Origin of the sequence: Piscibacillus salipiscarius JCM 13188 (assembly GCF_001311865.1) — a bacterium.
Taxonomy (GTDB): Bacteria; Bacillota; Bacilli; order Bacillales; family Alkalibacillaceae; genus Piscibacillus; species Piscibacillus salipiscarius.
Window position 1 is genome coordinate 14,924 of the sequence record NZ_BBCD01000010.1, and the last position, 16,003, is coordinate 30,926.

15 protein-coding genes, 6 pseudogenes and 1 other annotated feature are annotated in these 16,003 nt (G+C 36.6%); of the genes and pseudogenes, 5 read left to right on the forward strand and 16 right to left on the reverse strand.

The features are described from left to right. Positions 1-7: 7 nt before the first annotated feature. The 9 genes and pseudogenes from hisS to JCM13188_RS08335 all read right to left on the reverse strand — a co-directional run bounded on the left by hisS (position 8) and on the right by JCM13188_RS08335 (position 10,374). Complete coding sequence (gene hisS / locus JCM13188_RS08290; RefSeq protein WP_054753393.1) at positions 8-1,276, reverse strand: histidine--tRNA ligase; 1,269 nt, start codon at positions 1,274-1,276, stop codon at positions 8-10. 68 nt (positions 1,277-1,344) lie between these two features. Next, positions 1,345-1,570: a binding site (T-box leader), on the reverse strand. Between the two features lie 53 nt (positions 1,571-1,623). Beyond that, positions 1,624-2,067: a D-aminoacyl-tRNA deacylase gene (gene dtd, locus JCM13188_RS08295; protein ID WP_054753395.1), complete on the reverse strand. Its 444-nt coding sequence runs from the start codon at positions 2,065-2,067 to the stop codon at positions 1,624-1,626. Positions 2,068-2,080: 13 nt separating this feature from the next. After that, positions 2,081-4,273 (reverse strand): annotated as a pseudogene (locus JCM13188_RS21790) (RelA/SpoT family protein). A 147-nt stretch (positions 4,274-4,420) separates the two neighbouring features. After that, complete coding sequence (locus tag JCM13188_RS08305; protein WP_054753397.1) at positions 4,421-4,933, reverse strand: adenine phosphoribosyltransferase; 513 nt, start codon at positions 4,931-4,933, stop codon at positions 4,421-4,423. Next, positions 4,923-5,350 (reverse strand): annotated as a pseudogene (locus JCM13188_RS20720) (single-stranded-DNA-specific exonuclease C-terminal domain-containing protein). The gene JCM13188_RS08305 and the pseudogene JCM13188_RS20720 overlap by 11 nt, the downstream one beginning before the upstream one ends. Before the next feature lie 67 nt (positions 5,351-5,417). Next, a complete protein-coding gene (recJ, locus tag JCM13188_RS08320; protein ID WP_054753404.1) occupies positions 5,418-7,232 on the reverse strand; it encodes a single-stranded-DNA-specific exonuclease RecJ in 1,815 nt (604 codons plus the stop codon). Positions 7,233-7,297: 65 nt separating this feature from the next. Continuing rightward, positions 7,298-7,633: a LapA family protein gene (locus tag JCM13188_RS08325; RefSeq protein ID WP_054753405.1), complete on the reverse strand. Its 336-nt coding sequence runs from the start codon at positions 7,631-7,633 to the stop codon at positions 7,298-7,300. Between the two features lie 144 nt (positions 7,634-7,777). Beyond that, positions 7,778-10,056: pseudogene (gene secDF, locus JCM13188_RS08330) on the reverse strand (protein translocase subunit SecDF). A 33-nt stretch (positions 10,057-10,089) separates the two neighbouring features. Then, entirely contained in the window at positions 10,090-10,374 is a 285-nt protein-coding gene (locus tag JCM13188_RS08335) for a post-transcriptional regulator (RefSeq protein ID WP_054753507.1), read from the reverse strand. Between the two features lie 120 nt (positions 10,375-10,494). On the opposite strand from JCM13188_RS08335, the gene JCM13188_RS18615 reads away from it, so the two are divergent. The 4 genes from JCM13188_RS18615 to JCM13188_RS18630 are packed head-to-tail and all read left to right on the forward strand — an operon-like array spanning position 10,495 to position 12,038. Continuing rightward, a complete protein-coding gene (locus JCM13188_RS18615) occupies positions 10,495-11,193 on the forward strand; it encodes an oligosaccharide flippase family protein (protein ID WP_279401593.1) in 699 nt (232 codons plus the stop codon). Beyond that, positions 11,190-11,537 carry an MATE family efflux transporter gene (locus JCM13188_RS18620; RefSeq protein ID WP_279401594.1) on the forward strand — a complete coding sequence of 116 codons (348 nt, stop codon included), beginning with the start codon at positions 11,190-11,192 and terminating at the stop codon, positions 11,535-11,537. Before JCM13188_RS18615 ends, JCM13188_RS18620 begins: the two co-directional genes overlap by 4 nt. Before the next feature lie 38 nt (positions 11,538-11,575). Beyond that, entirely contained in the window at positions 11,576-11,815 is a 240-nt protein-coding gene (locus tag JCM13188_RS18625) for a polysaccharide biosynthesis C-terminal domain-containing protein (protein WP_279401595.1), read from the forward strand. Between the two features lie 7 nt (positions 11,816-11,822). Further along, positions 11,823-12,038 carry a hypothetical protein gene (locus JCM13188_RS18630; RefSeq protein WP_279401596.1) on the forward strand — a complete coding sequence of 72 codons (216 nt, stop codon included), beginning with the start codon at positions 11,823-11,825 and terminating at the stop codon, positions 12,036-12,038. On the opposite strand, the pseudogene JCM13188_RS08345 reads toward JCM13188_RS18630, so the two are convergent. From JCM13188_RS08345 to JCM13188_RS20740, 5 genes and pseudogenes are all read right to left on the reverse strand, one after another. Further along, positions 12,035-12,677 (reverse strand): annotated as a pseudogene (locus JCM13188_RS08345) (DUF421 domain-containing protein). The gene JCM13188_RS18630 and the pseudogene JCM13188_RS08345 overlap by 4 nt on opposite strands. Before the next feature lie 71 nt (positions 12,678-12,748). Then, positions 12,749-13,255, reverse strand: coding sequence for a sodium:proton antiporter (locus JCM13188_RS20725; RefSeq protein ID WP_369404905.1), 507 nt, complete (start codon positions 13,253-13,255; stop codon positions 12,749-12,751). Between the two features lie 35 nt (positions 13,256-13,290). Beyond that, on the reverse strand, positions 13,291-13,557 hold the full coding sequence (locus JCM13188_RS20730) for a transporter permease (protein WP_369404906.1): 267 nt from the start codon (positions 13,555-13,557) through the stop codon (positions 13,291-13,293). Further along, positions 13,554-13,919, reverse strand: coding sequence for an SLC13 family permease (locus tag JCM13188_RS20735; RefSeq protein WP_369404907.1), 366 nt, complete (start codon positions 13,917-13,919; stop codon positions 13,554-13,556). Before JCM13188_RS20735 ends, JCM13188_RS20730 begins: the two co-directional genes overlap by 4 nt. Then, entirely contained in the window at positions 13,897-14,031 is a 135-nt protein-coding gene (locus tag JCM13188_RS20740) for a hypothetical protein (RefSeq protein WP_369404908.1), read from the reverse strand. Before JCM13188_RS20740 ends, JCM13188_RS20735 begins: the two co-directional genes overlap by 23 nt. A gap of 120 nt (positions 14,032-14,151) precedes the next feature. Between JCM13188_RS20740 and JCM13188_RS08355 the strand changes: the two genes are divergently transcribed. Continuing rightward, positions 14,152-14,526: a TIGR04086 family membrane protein gene (locus tag JCM13188_RS08355; protein WP_054753407.1), complete on the forward strand. Its 375-nt coding sequence runs from the start codon at positions 14,152-14,154 to the stop codon at positions 14,524-14,526. 43 nt (positions 14,527-14,569) lie between these two features. Here JCM13188_RS08355 and yajC read toward each other — a convergent pair. Together yajC and tgt are read right to left on the reverse strand one after the other, a co-directional pair. Further along, a pseudogene (yajC, locus tag JCM13188_RS08360) lies at positions 14,570-14,835 on the reverse strand (preprotein translocase subunit YajC). A gap of 15 nt (positions 14,836-14,850) precedes the next feature. Continuing rightward, positions 14,851-15,988 (reverse strand): annotated as a pseudogene (gene tgt / locus JCM13188_RS08365) (tRNA guanosine(34) transglycosylase Tgt). Positions 15,989-16,003 lie beyond the last annotated feature (15 nt).

The following is a 16,003-nucleotide window of genomic DNA, read 5'->3' on the forward strand; positions in this document are numbered from 1 at the left end:
TGCCTCCTTAAAATCCTGATTTTATCTCTTTTGCGATTTGATCCGTTTCTACAGTTTTTTGGTCTCCGGTTTTTAGATTTTTAACATTTGCAACACCATTAGCTAATTCTTCTTCTCCTATGATGACGGCATATGTCGCTCCTACACGATCGGCTGACTTAAACTGACCTTTCACTTTCTTATCTAAATAGTCTTGATCTGCTTTAACACCCGATTTTCGCAGCTGATTTACAACATTAGATGATGTGTATTTGGCTTCATCACCAATAGCAATAACAAAACAATCAACACTTTCATCTTTATCTAGGTTCACGCCTTCTGCATCTAATGCCATTATTAAACGTTCGATACTAAGTGCAAAACCTATTCCAGAAATATCAGGGCCACCTAATTCATCAATCAAACCGCTATATCTGCCGCCGCCAGATAACGTTGTAATCGCACCAAAACCTTCAGCTTCACTCATAATTTCAAATGCTGTGTGCGTATAATAATCCAATCCTCTGACCAACGTGTCATCAACAACATAGGAAATTCCCATTGCATCTAAATGCTTTTTAACACCTTCAAAATATTGAGAAGACTCTTCATTTAAGTAGTTTAAAATAGATGGTGCTGTTTGCATCGCTTCATGATCCCGGTCGACCTTACAATCTAATAATCGTAATGGATTTCTTTCAAGTCTGTTTTGACAATCTGAACATAGGTCTTCTTTCACTGGCTTAAAGTGTTCAATTAAAGCATTACGATGAGCTTCCCTGCTTTCTTGATCACCTAAACTGTTTATAACTAACTTTAAAGACTTTAAACCAAGTTCTTGATAACAATCCATCGCAAATGCCATTACTTCAGCATCTATTGCGGGGCTCGCACTGCCAATTGCTTCAATACCAAATTGAGTAAACTGTCTTGTACGTCCTTGCTGTGGTCTTTCATAGCGGAACATTGGTCCAATATAATAAAGCTTTGCAGGCTGTGCTGGAGAACCGTGCATTTTATGCTGAACATATGCACGTGCAACGGAAGCAGTCCCTTCTGGTCTTAGCGTTAAACTTCTACCGCCACGATCTTCAAATGTATACATCTCTTTCTGAACAATGTCCGTTGTATCGCCAACACTTCTTTGAAACAACTCCGTGCGTTCAAAGATCGGCGTTCTTATTTCTTTATAATTATAAACCTGAGCTAAATGATTTAGTTTATCTTCAATTACTTGCCACTTTTTTGTTGCTTCTGGTAATAAATCTTCTGTACCTCTTGGAACATTAATATTCATAAAGCTCCTCCTCTAAATTCTTAATCTTTTTTTAAATTAAAAAGTCCCTATCAAAGTTTCTGTTCTTTGATAGGGACGAGATCACCCGTGTTGCCACCCTGATTAGAATGGTAGATCACCATTCTCTCTTCATTATGTAACGCTTCTCGCGACCTTCACCTACTACAAAAATTGGTTCGATGCGGCACCTCTGGAATGTCTTTCATAAAGCAAACAATTAGGTTTATTTCCAGCCAATGATAAACCCTCTCTGTAATGTTTAATCTTTACTACTCTTTCCTTCATAGGTTTTACTTATTTAAATGTTTTAACTATCATATGATGCAATTCATAATATGTCAAGACGTTTATTCATTCGAATCCAAAATTAACGTGACAGGTCCATCATTCATAAGTGATACTTGCATATACTCCTGAAAGACACCTGTTTCAACATCTACATCCTGTTCTCTCACTAACTCATTAAATTGTTCATACATGTCATTAGCAAAATCAGGCTTAGCTGCCTTCATAAAATTAGGACGGCGCCCTTTACGGCAATCTCCATAAAGCGTGAATTGAGAAATGGAAAGAACTTTTCCGCCGACATCTTTTACCGATAAGTTCATCTTTCCCTGATCATCTTCAAATATTCTTAAATTAGACACTTTGTCTGCTATAAATTTAAGGTCTTTCGCGGTGTCTTCATGTGTAACACCTAATAATACAACCAAACCATTATCGATTTTGCCCTTTATTTCACCATTTACAGTAACAGACCCTTCTGTAACCCGTTGAATAACTGCTCTCATTATATCTGACTCCTTAGTGCACAGTTCGTTGAACAGTAAAGACATCTTTAATTTGTTTAACACGTTCGACAACTTTCTTGAGATGTTCAACGTTATGAATCAAATGGTAAGATGAATCGTAGCCATCTTATTACGGTCTGACTTCCCGTTAACTGCAGTTATGCTAGTGTTCGTTTCATTAACAACCTGCAGAATTTCATTTAACAAACCGCTTCGATCAAATCCGGATATCTCTAGATCAACACTGTAGCTCTTTTGATTATTTTGCTGTTGATCCCATTCGACTTCAATTAACCTTGTTTCATCTTCATTCACGATATTAGGACAATCTGTTCGGTGGACTGAAACACCCCGTCCTCTTGTAATAAATCCTACAATGTCGTCACCTGGTACCGGATTGCAGCACTTCGACAAACGAATAAGTAAGTTATCAACGCCTTTTACAAAAACACCTGAACCAGACGATCTTCTACGTCTGTTCTCGACTTCTTGTTGTACCTCTTTAATCGTGTTTTCTAGGTCAGTTGCTTTTTCTTGTTGTCTAAGCTTTTCAGTAATTCGATTCGCAACTTGCTGAGCAGTAACACCTTGATATCCAACCGCTGCATATAAGTCTTCCTCGTTATTAAAATGGAACCGATCTAATGCTAATTGTATATTCTCTTCTGTTAACACTTCTTTAGGCTGGAATCCTAGGTTTTGAATTTCCGCTTCAACCGATTCCTTACCTTTTTCACATTTTCCTCACGTCGCTGCTTTTTGAAAAATTGTTTAATCTTATTTTTAGCTTGCGATGTTTGTGTGATCTTTAACCAATCTTCTGAAGGTCCATAAGAATGTTTAGATGTCAATATTTCAAGAATATCACCGGTCTTAAGCTTATAATCAAGTGGCTCCATTTTGCCATTAACTTTAGCACCAATTGTTTTATTTCCGACTTCAGTATGGATACGATAAGCAAAATCTAATGGTACTGAGCCTCGAGGTAACTCAATGACATCGCCATTAGGTGTAAATACATATACCATATCTGACAGAAAATCGACTTTTAATGATTCCATAAACTCTTCAGCATCATTTGTTTCATTCTGCCATTCTAATATTTCTCTAAACCATGCCAGTTGTCGTGACATGTCTTCTTGCTTATCTGCACTTGTCTTACCTTCCTTATAAGCCAATGTGCCGCAATACCGTATTCAGCAATCTCATGCATATCTTGCGTTCTAATTTGTACTTCTAACGGCTCCCCTTTAGGTCCAATAACCGTAGTATGGAGTGATTGATACAAATTAGGTTTTGGCATGGCAATATAATCTTTAAATCTGCCAGGCATAGGTTTCCAGCATGTATGAATAATTCCTAATACGGCATAACAATCTTTTATACTTTTTACAATTACTCTCACAGCTAATAGATCATATATCTCATTAAAGTTTTTCTTCTGATGCACCATCTTTTTATAGATACTATAAATATGTTTAGGGCGACCAGACATCTCAGCTGAAATATTTACATCACCGAGTTGTGAATTAATTTCATCAATTACTTGCTCTATATATTGTTCACGTTCTTCACGTTTCTGTCTCATCAGATGAACAATTCGATAGTATTGTTGGGGATTCATATAACGCAGAGCTGTATCTTCTAATTCCCATTTAATTGTAGAAATACCTAAACGGTGCGCTAATGGAGCAAAGATCTCTAACGTTTCATTAGCGATACGGCGCTGTTTTTCTTCTGGTAAATGAGATAGAGTTCTCATGTTATGTAAACGGTCAGCTAACTTGATTAATATGACCCGAATGTCTTTAGCCATAGCAATAAACATTTTGCGATGGTTTTCTGCCTGCTGAGCTTGTTTTGATTTGTATTTAATTTTTCCTAATTTAGTCACACCATCTACTAATAAAGCTACTTCTTCACTAAATTCTTCTTTTAAATCATCAAATGTGACATCAGTATCTTCAAGCACATCATGCAAGAAACCACTTGCAATAGTTGAAGGGTCCATTTCAAGTTCTATCAAAATACTCGCTACTTGAACAGGATGAATAATGTATGCTTCACCGGACTTTCGAACTTGTCCCTCATGTGCTTGTTCTGCATAATTATAGGCATGACGAATCATAGCCGTATGTTCCTCATTTAAGTAACGGCTTGCCTCTTCTATAACTTCTTCAATTGATTTTGTTGGATGTTTAGCCATACGATCACCTAGTCGCCTCAAAAAATTCTCGTCCAATAGATTAGCTTTTGTTATATTATTAATAATATATCGAAAATTGTAAAGCCAAAAACTAATTAAAGTATATAATACCGGCTGACTTATTAATGAAGTCCAGCCGGTACTTGATTAGTACTGCATTAAAGTTAATATATCGTAATCATTAATCTTGTCTCGACCATCTAAATAGGTTAACTCAATTAGAAATGCGCATCCCGCAACTTCACCGCCTAATTGTTCAACTAAATTAATCGAAGCTTCTACGGTACCACCCGTTGCGAGCAAATCATCTACAATTAAAACTCGTTGACCTGGTTTTATAGCATCTTTGTGAATCGTTAACACATTTTCACCGTACTCTAAACCATAATCAACCTTGATGACATCACGCGGTAACTTTCCTTCTTTACGAACTGGAGCAAATCCAACTTCTAGAGCGTAAGAAACCGGGCACCCAACTATAAATCCACGTGCTTCAGGTCCGACAACGAGATCAATATCTAACTTACGTGCATACTCTACGATTTCATCTACAGCAGATTTAAAAGCTTTCCCATTATCCATCAATGTCGTTATATCTTTAAATTTAATACCTTCTTTTGGCCAATCCTCAACTATTGTAATATACTCCTTATAATCCATGCACAACTTCTCCTTCCTTCAACTGAGGCTGCATTTTCGACAACATCCAGTTTTTAAGTTCATCGTGTGTCGAATAGTATAATGTTTTTTCAACCTCAATCATCTGCATCTGGTCTTGATATGTTTTCGAACTTGTTAACGGTTGTTGTTTCACGTTTGTATTTAAACGAATACTACCATTCTTCATTGTAACAAATTCAATTCAAAAAACACTTGCAGCATAAAATCTAGCTGTTTAATCTTCCAACCTTTTGCTTGTGCTAATTGATGTTTTTGTTCATTTTTAATAACTTGATGTTGACTGAGTGTTTTATACAGTGATTTAAAATGGTCACGATTCGGTCTTGAAGTAAAGAATTGATCATCAGTATTTTGAAAACATGCAAAGATATTGGTAAAAAGATTCTGTCTTAGCACTTCATCTAATTCATTTAATGAAGATGGTAAATCAATTAGTACAAGTTTAGAATGGTTCTTTAACCTTTCAAAAACGACCCTTTTCTTTCGCAAAATCTAATACATCTATATCTAATGACTGAGTATTGCCTCTAAAGCTTATGGCCACAGCGTCTTTAGGAAAGTTAATGTATTGTAATTTTTTACCTCTATAATCAAATACTTGAGCTTCTAGACAACGAAGATCTTTTAGTTTTAATTGTAACTTTTGTTTGCCATTCCATTCGTTTAATTCAATTTCACCTACAACATCAATTAAACTACCTGGTGATAGACAATCTGCTACATCGCCAATCTGAAACCCTACCATTTCAATCGTTTCAGATCCACTTAGAGCGCGAATTTTAACATGGTTTTTCTTAGCACCAATTTTACGAGCATCTAATAGTGTTAACCCATTCAGTTGAAAATAAGGTTTCTCGTTCCCCATTCCATAAGGCGCTAAATGAGTTAATTGCCTTGGGAAATCTAAATCCACTTCATCCCAAATGATTTCATCTTCAACATCTATGACGGGTTGAAAATCGTCATCTTTTAATATTTGTTTAGCTTGTTCATTTAAAGCTTGTCTTAAGTCATCAATTTGGTCTATAGCTACTGTCATTCCGGCAGCTTGTGCATGCCCACCAAATTGTAAAAATAAGTGGCGGACGTCCATCCCATTTTTAAATATATCATAAGCAGGTATACTTCTCGCGCTACCTTTTGCTTCACCTTTTTCTGGGTCAATCCCTAATACAATTGTTGGCCTATGATATTGATTGACGATCCTTGAAGCAACAATTCCTAACACGCCAGGATTCCAGCCCTCTTTTGCGATGACAATGACATGATCGTCAGCAAAATGACTCTCAATTTCTTCAATTGCTTCATCAACTAGCGTTGAGACAATCTTTTGTCGCTTCTTATTTATCTCATCAATTTCTTGAGCCATATCTTCAGCAATTAACGCATCTTCTTCGAGTAAAAGATCGACAGCTAACGTCGCATCTTGTAGCCTTCCAACAGCATTTAATCTAGGACCAATAACAAATCCAATAGAATCTTCGGTCATGTCATCATCTATTTTACCAATTGCTTTTAGAGCGTTTAGACCCGCATCGTTTGTGTTCCTAAGAACATCCAATCCTTGCTTTACAATCACACGATTTTCACCTTTTAAAGGCACAAGGTCAGCAACAGTACCAATGGCAGCTAATGCAAGTAAGTCTTTAGGTAATTCTCCTAAAAGTGCGTGCGCCACCTTAAATGCGACACCGACACCCGCCAAATAATCAAAAGGATAATCTTCTGATAAACGAGGGTGGATGATCGCATAGGCATCAGGCATTTCGTCCTGCTCTTCGTGGTGATCTGTGATGATTAAGTCAATTCCAAGCTGCTTAGCTAACTTAGCCTCATTTGGAGCAGCAATTCCTGTATCAACTGTAATGATTAAATCAATTCCGGCTTGGTGCGCTTCCATAAACGCATTTTCATTCGGGCCATACCCTTCTGTGAATCGATTGGGTATATAGTAATGAACTTGTGCTCCTAAATGACGAAGTGTTCGTACGAGTACAGCTGTTGATGTCACACCATCAGCATCATAATCTCCAAAAATTAATATTTGTTCTTGCTTCTCAATCGCTTGTTTAATTCGTTCTACAACTTTAATCATGTCAGAGAACAAAAAAGGATCATGCAAATCATCTAGACTCGCATGAAGAAACTGATTGGCTTCCTCGGTTGTTCGTATCCCTCTTTTAACAAGCATTCTTTTTATCACGTTTGAAAATGGTAAATCTATATGTGGTGTATCTTCTACTTTATGTAAGATCCATTTCGTTTTACTTTCTAACATAAGTTCACCCCTGACGAAATTCATTATACTAGAGCTCATCAGGGGTATCAATGAAGATATTATGATTACTCAGGATTTTCTTCTTCCAGTTGATTCATTTGCTTTTGTTCTTCTTTCTCTCTTTGTTCAGTTTCTTTCAAGGATTGGTTAGCTGATTCTAACCTATCATTTTCAACTTTAAGCCATTTGACCTCTCGTTTCAGCTGAAAAATTTTAGAGAAGCTAAAGCCGACGATTAATAGGGCTCCCATCAATACTGATAATAAAATAACTAATATTAAAGGCGCATTCGTTTTGATGAATAAGAAATCAACTTCTACAGACTCTACATTGATAATAGCAAAAATCGAAATAATAAGTGCAAACACTAGTGACATGATTATCCATGATTGTTGTTTCAAAACCTCACCTCCAGCTTGTTTAGTTCTTTAATTATGCTTTCCCTTAAGTTGGATTAATTAACCAAAAACAAACGTTAATAGTTTTTATTATAAAAGCTGTCTATAAGTGTTATTACAACTTATAGACAGCTTAATGATCTTTTATTAAACTTGTGGACCTTCTGGCTTTTTCTTCTTTCTGTAGTCAACTGGTTTTTTGTCAATATTTTTACCTCTCCATACTAACCAAAGTTGTGCTGCTAGGAATAGAGAAGAATAAGTACCGGCAATTAAACCAACGATTAACGCGAAAGAGAAATACGTAATGGCCTGAGCCCCAAAGATAAACAGCATTAATGCCGCAAAACGACCGTTAAAACAGTATTGAAGCTTCTTGCCAGAGTTTGCATTAAACTCTTATTGACAACATCACCTAGCTGTTTAAACGTTTTGACTCGTTTCTCTAAACGAAGGTTTTCCCTAATCCGATCAAACGTGACAATCGTATCGTTGATCGAATAACCAACAATCGTTAAAATAGCAGCTATTATGACAACGCTAAATTCAAACTGGAAGATACTAAATAAAGCTAGTATGAAAAAGGCGTCGTGTAATAGTGCAATGATTGCAGTAATGGCAAAGAACAGCTCAAACCTAAAGGCTACATAAATGATAATACCTATAGAAGCATAAATAACAGCTTTAACGGCATTCATCGCAAGTTCCTTACCTACTTTTGGCGTTACTGTACTGACATTTGGTTCGTTTCCGAACTGATCAACAAAATATGTGTTAATCTCGGCTATTTCTTCCTTACTTAAGACATCTAACCTTGCGATTCCAATCTCTTGGTTATCACCAGCTAATACAACTTGTTCAGGTTCATAGCCCAATTGATTAAAGTGTTCTTCAACTTGTTCTGTAGTAAGTGGTTGGTCTGCTAATACTTCTACACGCGATCCACTTACGAAATCTACACCTAAGTTAAGGCCTCTAAATAACAAGAACCCTGCTCCAATGACGATTAACGCAATAGAGATGATAAAGAATTTTTTTCGGTGTTGTACAAAATTAAATGTTTTACCAAAGAAATGTGGTTTGACTTCTTCATTCTTCGCAATGTCATGTATATGATCAGGTTTAACACCAAACCATTTCGGACGTTTGTTTAAGTACCTGCTCTTAACCCATAGTCCAAGTAAAAGTCTTGATAAGAATACAGCCGTGATAAAACTTAATATAATACTGATGATTAACATTGTCGCAAACCCTTTAACCGAGCTTGTTCCAAAGACAAATAACACAACTGCTGCTAGTAATGTTGTAATATTAGCATCTAAGATCGTTGCTAAAGAGCGTTTATTACCTGCACTAAATGCAGCCTGTATCGATTTACCAGCCTTTAATTCCTCTTTAATCCGTTCATAAGTTATGATGTTAGCATCAACTGCCATACCTACCCCTAATACTAACGCAGCAATTCCAGGTAATGTTAATACACCATTGATTAAATTAAAGACGAGTAAAATTAAGAAAATATAAGTTGTCAACGTAATCGATGCGATAACACCAGGGAATCGGTAATAAGCAATCATATATAGGAAAATTAAGATAACACCTATGATGCTTGCAAATACCGTTTTATTTAAGGCTTGTTCACCAAACTGTGCACCTACTGATACAGAGTAGATTTCTTTAAGGTCTGCTGGAAGAGATCCGGCATTTAATAAGTCAGCAATTTTTTTGGCTTCTTCAACCGTCTCAAATCCATCAATCATTAAATCAGTACCAGCTATTGGCTCTCCATTTTTAAACCCAGGCGCGGTTAGAATTTTACCTTGATCAGGCTTATTTATTTCTTCTTCAAATGTGTTGTCTTTTTCATAATCCATCCATATGACCATTCGCCCATCTGGACCGTATTTTTCAAGAATGGTCGAGGAGACGTCATATAAATTTTCATATTCACTGCCTTCAAATTCACTTTTTAGTTGAAGTGTAACAACTGGCAGGTTTGTCTCTGGGTCAAAGTCTTGTTTGGCACTTCCCGAAACAATTTGTGACCCATCAAAGTAAAATTTATCTTCAGTATCTCTAAATGACAATTTAGCTGTCGTCGCTAAGATCTCTCTTGCTTCATTAGGGTTATCAACACCAGCTAATTGAACACGGATCCGGTTGTCACCCTCAATATTAATTCGAGGCTCATTGACACCTAGAATATCAACACGTTGATAAAGTGCTTCTACGACTCCATCAAGCATCTGATCGGTAACTTCTTGACCCTCTTGCTGTGGTTCAACTTCATATAAAAGTTCAAATCCACCTTGAAGGTCTAACCCTAAAGGTATATCTTTCGCAATTGAATTGGTTGTTGAGCCAATTATGCCACCTAATATGATGACGATTAGAAAAAAGGCTATAATTCGGCCTTTTCTACCCATATGTATGTCCCCCTACTCTTTCTGGTAATTTATTTATTTTTGCGGATTATTTAATGCGTCAATTTGTGCCATTAAATCATTGGCTTGCTGGCTTTCAACGGTTAAATAACTCATGTACATACTTCCGCTTAAATGTAATATATCTTGAACCACTTGGAACAATGGCAAAGTTCGTTCCTTTTTCCATACTTTTTTCTTTAAGCATTCCCACACTTCATATTCATTTACACCACTATAACCTAATAATTCTAATTCACTGACTTTACTTTCTAACACATCTTTAATGTATGGTTTCCATACGTCCACATGCTGCACCATTGGTTCCAAGTAAAAAGCCCCCCTTTATTTACTAAAAGTCGATGTCATGACTTGTACACCTTTTAGCATATACATTATTGTACCGAATTTTCATCTTTTTGAGAAGGTAGGCATTCAGAAATGTCAAAACAAACATTTATTAAAGGTGCTCTAATTTTAATTGTTGCAGGTATGATCAGCCGATTATTAGGCTTTATTAATCGTATTGTGTTAGCAAGACTTTTAGGTGATGAAGGTGTTGGAGTGTACATGCTAGCCCTCCCAGCACTTTTTCTCATGATCACTCTGTCTCAAATCGGCATTCCAATCGCTGTATCTAAATTAGTCGCAGAAGCCACCATTCAAAATGACCAGAGGCGCGTTAGAAGAATCTTGTTTATATCCTTTGCCATTACAATAAGTCTAAGTATTGTGCTAACTATTTTATTTATTCTTTTGGCTCCAATCGTCTCAAACCACTTACTATTAGATGAACGCACCTATATTCCAATGCTAATGATTAGTCCAATAATTCCAATAATAGCTGTTTCCTCAGTACTCAGAGGTTATTTTCAAGGAAAGCAAAACATGAAACCACAAGCGATTGCTCAAGTGATCGAACAAGTCATCCGAATTGGACTTGTCTTTACGTTCATCCAGCTGATGCTACCTTATGGAGTCAGTTATGCAGCAGGTGGTGCGATGTTCGCTGTTGTATTAGGAGAACTCGCTTCATTAGGCTTTATGTATTACTGTTTTAAGACTGACAAACAACGGCCTGTATCTATATTCTTCAAAAACATTTGGATCAACTCAGACAAACTTTTAACGATATTATGACGATTGCGTTACCGACAGCGGGAACTAGATTAATTGGCTCTGTAACTTATTTCTTAGAACCTATATTTGTATCACAAAGTTTAGTCATTGCAGGATATACCATTGCTCAAAGTACAGCAGCATATGGTCAGTTAACAGGTTACGTTTTACCACTGCTTCTTCTTCCAACGTTTATTACTCATTCGTTGTCAGTGGCCTTAATACCTTCTGTAAGTGAGTTTAATGCACTAAATCATCAGAACTCCGTGCACTACAGAATTAGACAAGCTCTAAGGTTATCTTACGCCTCTGGTGGGGTTGTTACAATCATCTTTATGTTATTTGCCCATCCAATCTTAAATTAATATACGGAAATGTTAATGGGACCCAGTTCCTCACATTCATGGCACCATTCTTCTTACTCTTATATTTCCAAGCACCTTTGCAGGCCGCATTACAGGCACTAAACTATGCAAAACAAGCCATGGTAAACAGTTTAATCGGCTCAGTTGTTAAATTATCGACCTTGTGGTTACTTGCAACTAAGCCTTCATTCGGAATTGAAGGTGTTGTCATATCAATTATAGTTGGAATATTAGTCGTGACACTTTTACATTTTTATAACGCTTTACAAAACCATTAAGTTCTTAATGCCATTTTCATTAATAGCCAAAATGGCTGGATTATTGATCATCATCTATGTAATTGGGAATAAACTGCAAGAACTTTGGACAACCGAAACGAATGTGATTCCTTTATTAGCTGCCATTTGTATATTAGTTGGGATCTATTTCATTGGTTTGATTGTATTACAAATTGTGTCAAAAGAAGAGTGGGACCAGCTCAAGAAACGAAGTAGACGTTAATCTTTAAAATCAAGAAACAACTTATTATTAGACCCTATTTGAGCAAGTGAAATATGTTTAATATCATGAATTCCTTTATTCCTTAACATTTGATAAAAATCTTCTTCTGTTAAATCAAACGCCTGAAGACCATTTTTTTTGAAGCTCACCGTCAATCACGATTGGTTCGATTGAAGACGGTGGGTTATCTTTTTTTTCAAACACAGAAAGCTTGCCACTCGTCTCAAGAATGGCAAGCTCAACCTCTCCAATATCAATGACCCCATTTTCACGTAGTTGCACTAACAAATCATCCATATTATAACGCTGCTTTTTCATTTCACGTTCGTCAATATTTCCATTATTAATAATAATGGATGGACGCCCATCTAAAAACTCTCGAATCCTAGTACTTTTTAAAGAAACGTATGCACTAATCAACTGAACGATTAACAGGACAGCCATAGGTGTTAGTAGGAGTAAAAATGATTGATCAGTGTTTTCTACAGAGAAAATGGCAATCTCAGCTAATAAAACAAAAACAACTAAGTCCATAATACTCAATTCACCAATTTCTCTCTTACCCATTAATCTGAAAACGATGAAAATGGCGATATATATTCCTAGTGTTCTTAAAGTCAGTGCCCAAATATCAACCATTACCTTTTGCCACCCTTTAAGTGTAGTAACCTTTATTTTAACCCAGGTGACAAAGAGTATGCAGGACAGGTTTATAAGAAGTAACGTAATAATATATAAACTGTTGAAAGAACTAAGGATAATAAGACAATCATGAGTCCATAAAACATAAACTTAATAAAGTGTATTTTCTCACCATGAGTACTTGCAATTCCGGCTACAACGACATTAGCTGAAGCACCTAATAATGAACCATTACCGCCCAAGCATGCCCCGAGTGCTAGTGCCCACCATAAAGGATCAATGGGTTTTACACCAAAAGATTGAAACTCTTCTATGACTGGAATCATCGACGCAACATACGGAATGTTATCAACAAAACCCGAAAGAATCCCTGCAGACCATAAAATAACGAGTGATGACGTTAATGATTCTCCTTCCGTCCAGTCTATGAATGTATAAGCAATCTGATCTATAATTCCAGCCTTCTCTAGTCCCCCTACTAGGACAAATAAACCTACGAAGAAAAATAAGGTAGTCCACTCAACTTTTTGAAAAACAATGTCACTTGACTCGTCATTTTCAGAGATTAATAACATTAACAGTGCAGACAAGATCGCTATAGTAGTTAATTCTATATGCAAAAACCGTGCAGGGTAAATGCAATGATCGTTAATAGTAAAATAGTAAGCGATTGATATAAAAGCGGTGTCACTTTAAGTGATTCTGATGGATTAAGTTTATGAATAAGTTCTAATTCAACAGACTTACTTTTTGATAGAGAATTTCTAAACATCACGTACAGAAGGAACATGGTAAACGTGTGAATAATGACAACAATAGGTCCTAGATGGATTAAAAAATCAAGAAAATCAAAATATGGTACAGCTTGACCTATCATAATATTGGTGGATCCCCGATCATCGTTGCAGTCCCACCAACATTGGAGCTAATGATCACATTAACTAAGTATGGAAATGCTCTTAAGTTCAATTGTTTAATCATATGAAGTAATACAGGTACTAACAATAAAACAGTCGTTACATTATCAAGTAGTGCAGAACCAACAGCTGTTAAAATCCCAATCCAGAAAAACAACGCAACAGGTTTTCCGCTTACACGTTTGATCATCCATAGTGCAATAAATTCAAATATACCAGTCCTTTGAGTTATGGAAATCATGACCATCATTGAAAATAATAAGGCAATCGTACTCCAATCCACATATGAGGATAACGCTTCATCCCAGGAAAAAAACGCCAAAAAGAACCATTAATGCTGCTCCAGTTGCCGCTATGAGAGCTCTATTGATCTTGTCCAATAAAAGAAAGATATAACTAATTACAAAAATTGATACAACAATCATCGCTTCCATGATCTAATTCTCCTTTACGGTTTGTCCCTTACAAATAAATACGTCTTTTCTTGGTCAAACATGCATATTTTATATTAGACAAGTTGCCAATTGGGCGTATTTTCATAAGGAGGGAATAAAATGGGTGAGCGAATGAAAGCTAGTTTCATAGGTGTCGTAGCAGTTATCGGTTTAATGTTACTTGGAAGTCTGATCATCGCATTAATTGTTAACTTTATGGACTTTTCAAAATCTGGATTTCAGTGGTTAAGTTTTATCGTCAGCGTACTAATACTTATGGTAGGTGGTTTTATAGGAGGAAGAAAAACAGAAGAAAAAGGCTGGTTAACAGGAGCAATCGTAGGAGTCATCTATATTATTGGTATTATGCTGTATCAATTCCTAGCACAAAATTCTTGGATCTATTCAAATCAAATGTTGTACTTCTTAATTTTCGTACTAGCTGCAGTCGTTGGTGGTATGTTTGGAGTTAACTTAAAGAAAGCGACAAATTAAAGAAATGAAAAAAGAGCCGCTCAATCAGAGTCGGCTCTTTTGATTAGCTAGACTGAACGACTTCACGCACAGCTGAACGATCGTATGTAAGTTTCGTTCCATCATGTACTTCTAGAACTAATGTGCCTTCATCTAAAGCATGTACAGTACCATGAAGACCACCAATTGTTATGATACGATCTCCCTTTTGTAGGTTTGTTTGCATCTCTCTAACTTGCTTTTGGCGCTTCTGTTGCGGACGAATCAAAATTAACCAAAATAACAAATAAATAACACTATAGGTAATATGCTTCCCACGATGCCTTCCATTACAATTCCTCCTTTCTAGAAGTTCTTTGCATTAGGTTTATTAAAACCATATTGATCAAAAATGATCGCGAAAATCGCCTAAACGATCTTCTCTTATGGCTTCCCTCACATCACTCATTAATTTTACCAAAAAGTACAGGTTATGATAAGTCGTAAGCCTTATTCCAAGCGTTTCATTCGTTTTAATCAAATGCCTGATATAAGCTTTCGTGTAGTTTCGGCATGTGTAACAATCACAATTTTCATCTAATGGTGTAAAATCTCTAGCATACTTTGCATTTCTGACTACTAGACGGCCATTTGATGTCATACAAGTACCATTTCTCGCAATACGAGTTGGGAGGACACAATCAAACATGTCCACACCGCGAATGGCTCCGTCTACTAGTGAATCAGGAGACCCTACTCCCATTAAGTAACGTGGTTTCTCATTTGGTAGCAGAGGTGTTGTAAATTCTAAGACGCGATTCATAACATCTTTAGGTTCACCAACTGATAATCCGCCAATTGCATACCCAGGAAAATCTAATGATAGCAAGTCTTGAGCACTTTGTTTTCTAAGCTCTTCGTATTCCCCGCCTTGTACAATTCCAAATAATCCTTGTTGTTCAGGCTTTTGGTGAGCTTCAAGGCAGCGTTCAGCCCAGCGGCTTGTCCGTTCAACCGAAGATTTCATATAGTCGTAGGTGGCAGGATAAGGTGGGCATTCATCAAATGCCATCATAATATCAGAACCTAATGAATTCTGAATCTGCATGGCGCCCTCTGGTGATAAGAAGAGCTTTTCGCCACTTAAATGATTTCTAAAGTGAACGCCTTCCTCTTCTATCTTTCTCATATCACTCAAGCTAAAGACCTGAAAACCTCCAGAATCAGTAAGGATAGACCCATCCCAGTTCATAAATTGGTGAAGCCCACCTGCTTCTTCAACAATATCTTCACCAGGCCTAAGCCACAAATGATAAGTATTCGATAGTATTATATTCGCTCCAAGATCCTTCAATTCCTCCGGAGCCATTGTTTTTACTGTTGCTAGAGTACCAACTGGCATAAAAACAGGTGTTTCAAATGAGCCGTGTGGGGTCGTCACACGCCCCAAACGAGCTCCTGTTTGTTTACAAGTTTTGATTAACTCATACTTAATTGCTGTCATATTATTTAATTCACC

Bases quoted from the DNA above. Each gene is read 5' to 3' on its own strand.
- hisS (WP_054753393.1), bottom strand. From the start codon at position 1,276: ATGAATATTAATGTTCCAAGAGGTACAGAAGATTTATTACCAGAAGCA.
- dtd (WP_054753395.1), bottom strand. From the start codon at position 2,067: ATGAGAGCAGTTATTCAACGGGTTACAGAAGGGTCTGTTACTGTAAAT.
- JCM13188_RS08305 (WP_054753397.1), bottom strand. From the start codon at position 4,933: ATGGATTATAAGGAGTATATTACAATAGTTGAGGATTGGCCAAAAGAA.
- recJ (WP_054753404.1), bottom strand. From the start codon at position 7,232: ATGTTAGAAAGTAAAACGAAATGGATCTTACATAAAGTAGAAGATACA.
- JCM13188_RS08335 (WP_054753507.1), bottom strand. From the start codon at position 10,374: ATGGTGCAGCATGTGGACGTATGGAAACCATACATTAAAGATGTGTTA.
- JCM13188_RS18615 (WP_279401593.1), top strand. From the start codon at position 10,495: ATGTCAAAACAAACATTTATTAAAGGTGCTCTAATTTTAATTGTTGCA.
- JCM13188_RS18620 (WP_279401594.1), top strand. From the start codon at position 11,190: ATGACGATTGCGTTACCGACAGCGGGAACTAGATTAATTGGCTCTGTA.
- JCM13188_RS18625 (WP_279401595.1), top strand. From the start codon at position 11,576: ATGGCACCATTCTTCTTACTCTTATATTTCCAAGCACCTTTGCAGGCC.
- JCM13188_RS18630 (WP_279401596.1), top strand. From the start codon at position 11,823: ATGCCATTTTCATTAATAGCCAAAATGGCTGGATTATTGATCATCATC.
- JCM13188_RS20725 (WP_369404905.1), bottom strand. From the start codon at position 13,255: ATGTTATTAATCTCTGAAAATGACGAGTCAAGTGACATTGTTTTTCAA.
- JCM13188_RS20730 (WP_369404906.1), bottom strand. From the start codon at position 13,557: ATGATAGGTCAAGCTGTACCATATTTTGATTTTCTTGATTTTTTAATC.
- JCM13188_RS20740 (WP_369404908.1), bottom strand. From the start codon at position 14,031: ATGGAAGCGATGATTGTTGTATCAATTTTTGTAATTAGTTATATCTTT.
- JCM13188_RS08355 (WP_054753407.1), top strand. From the start codon at position 14,152: ATGGGTGAGCGAATGAAAGCTAGTTTCATAGGTGTCGTAGCAGTTATC.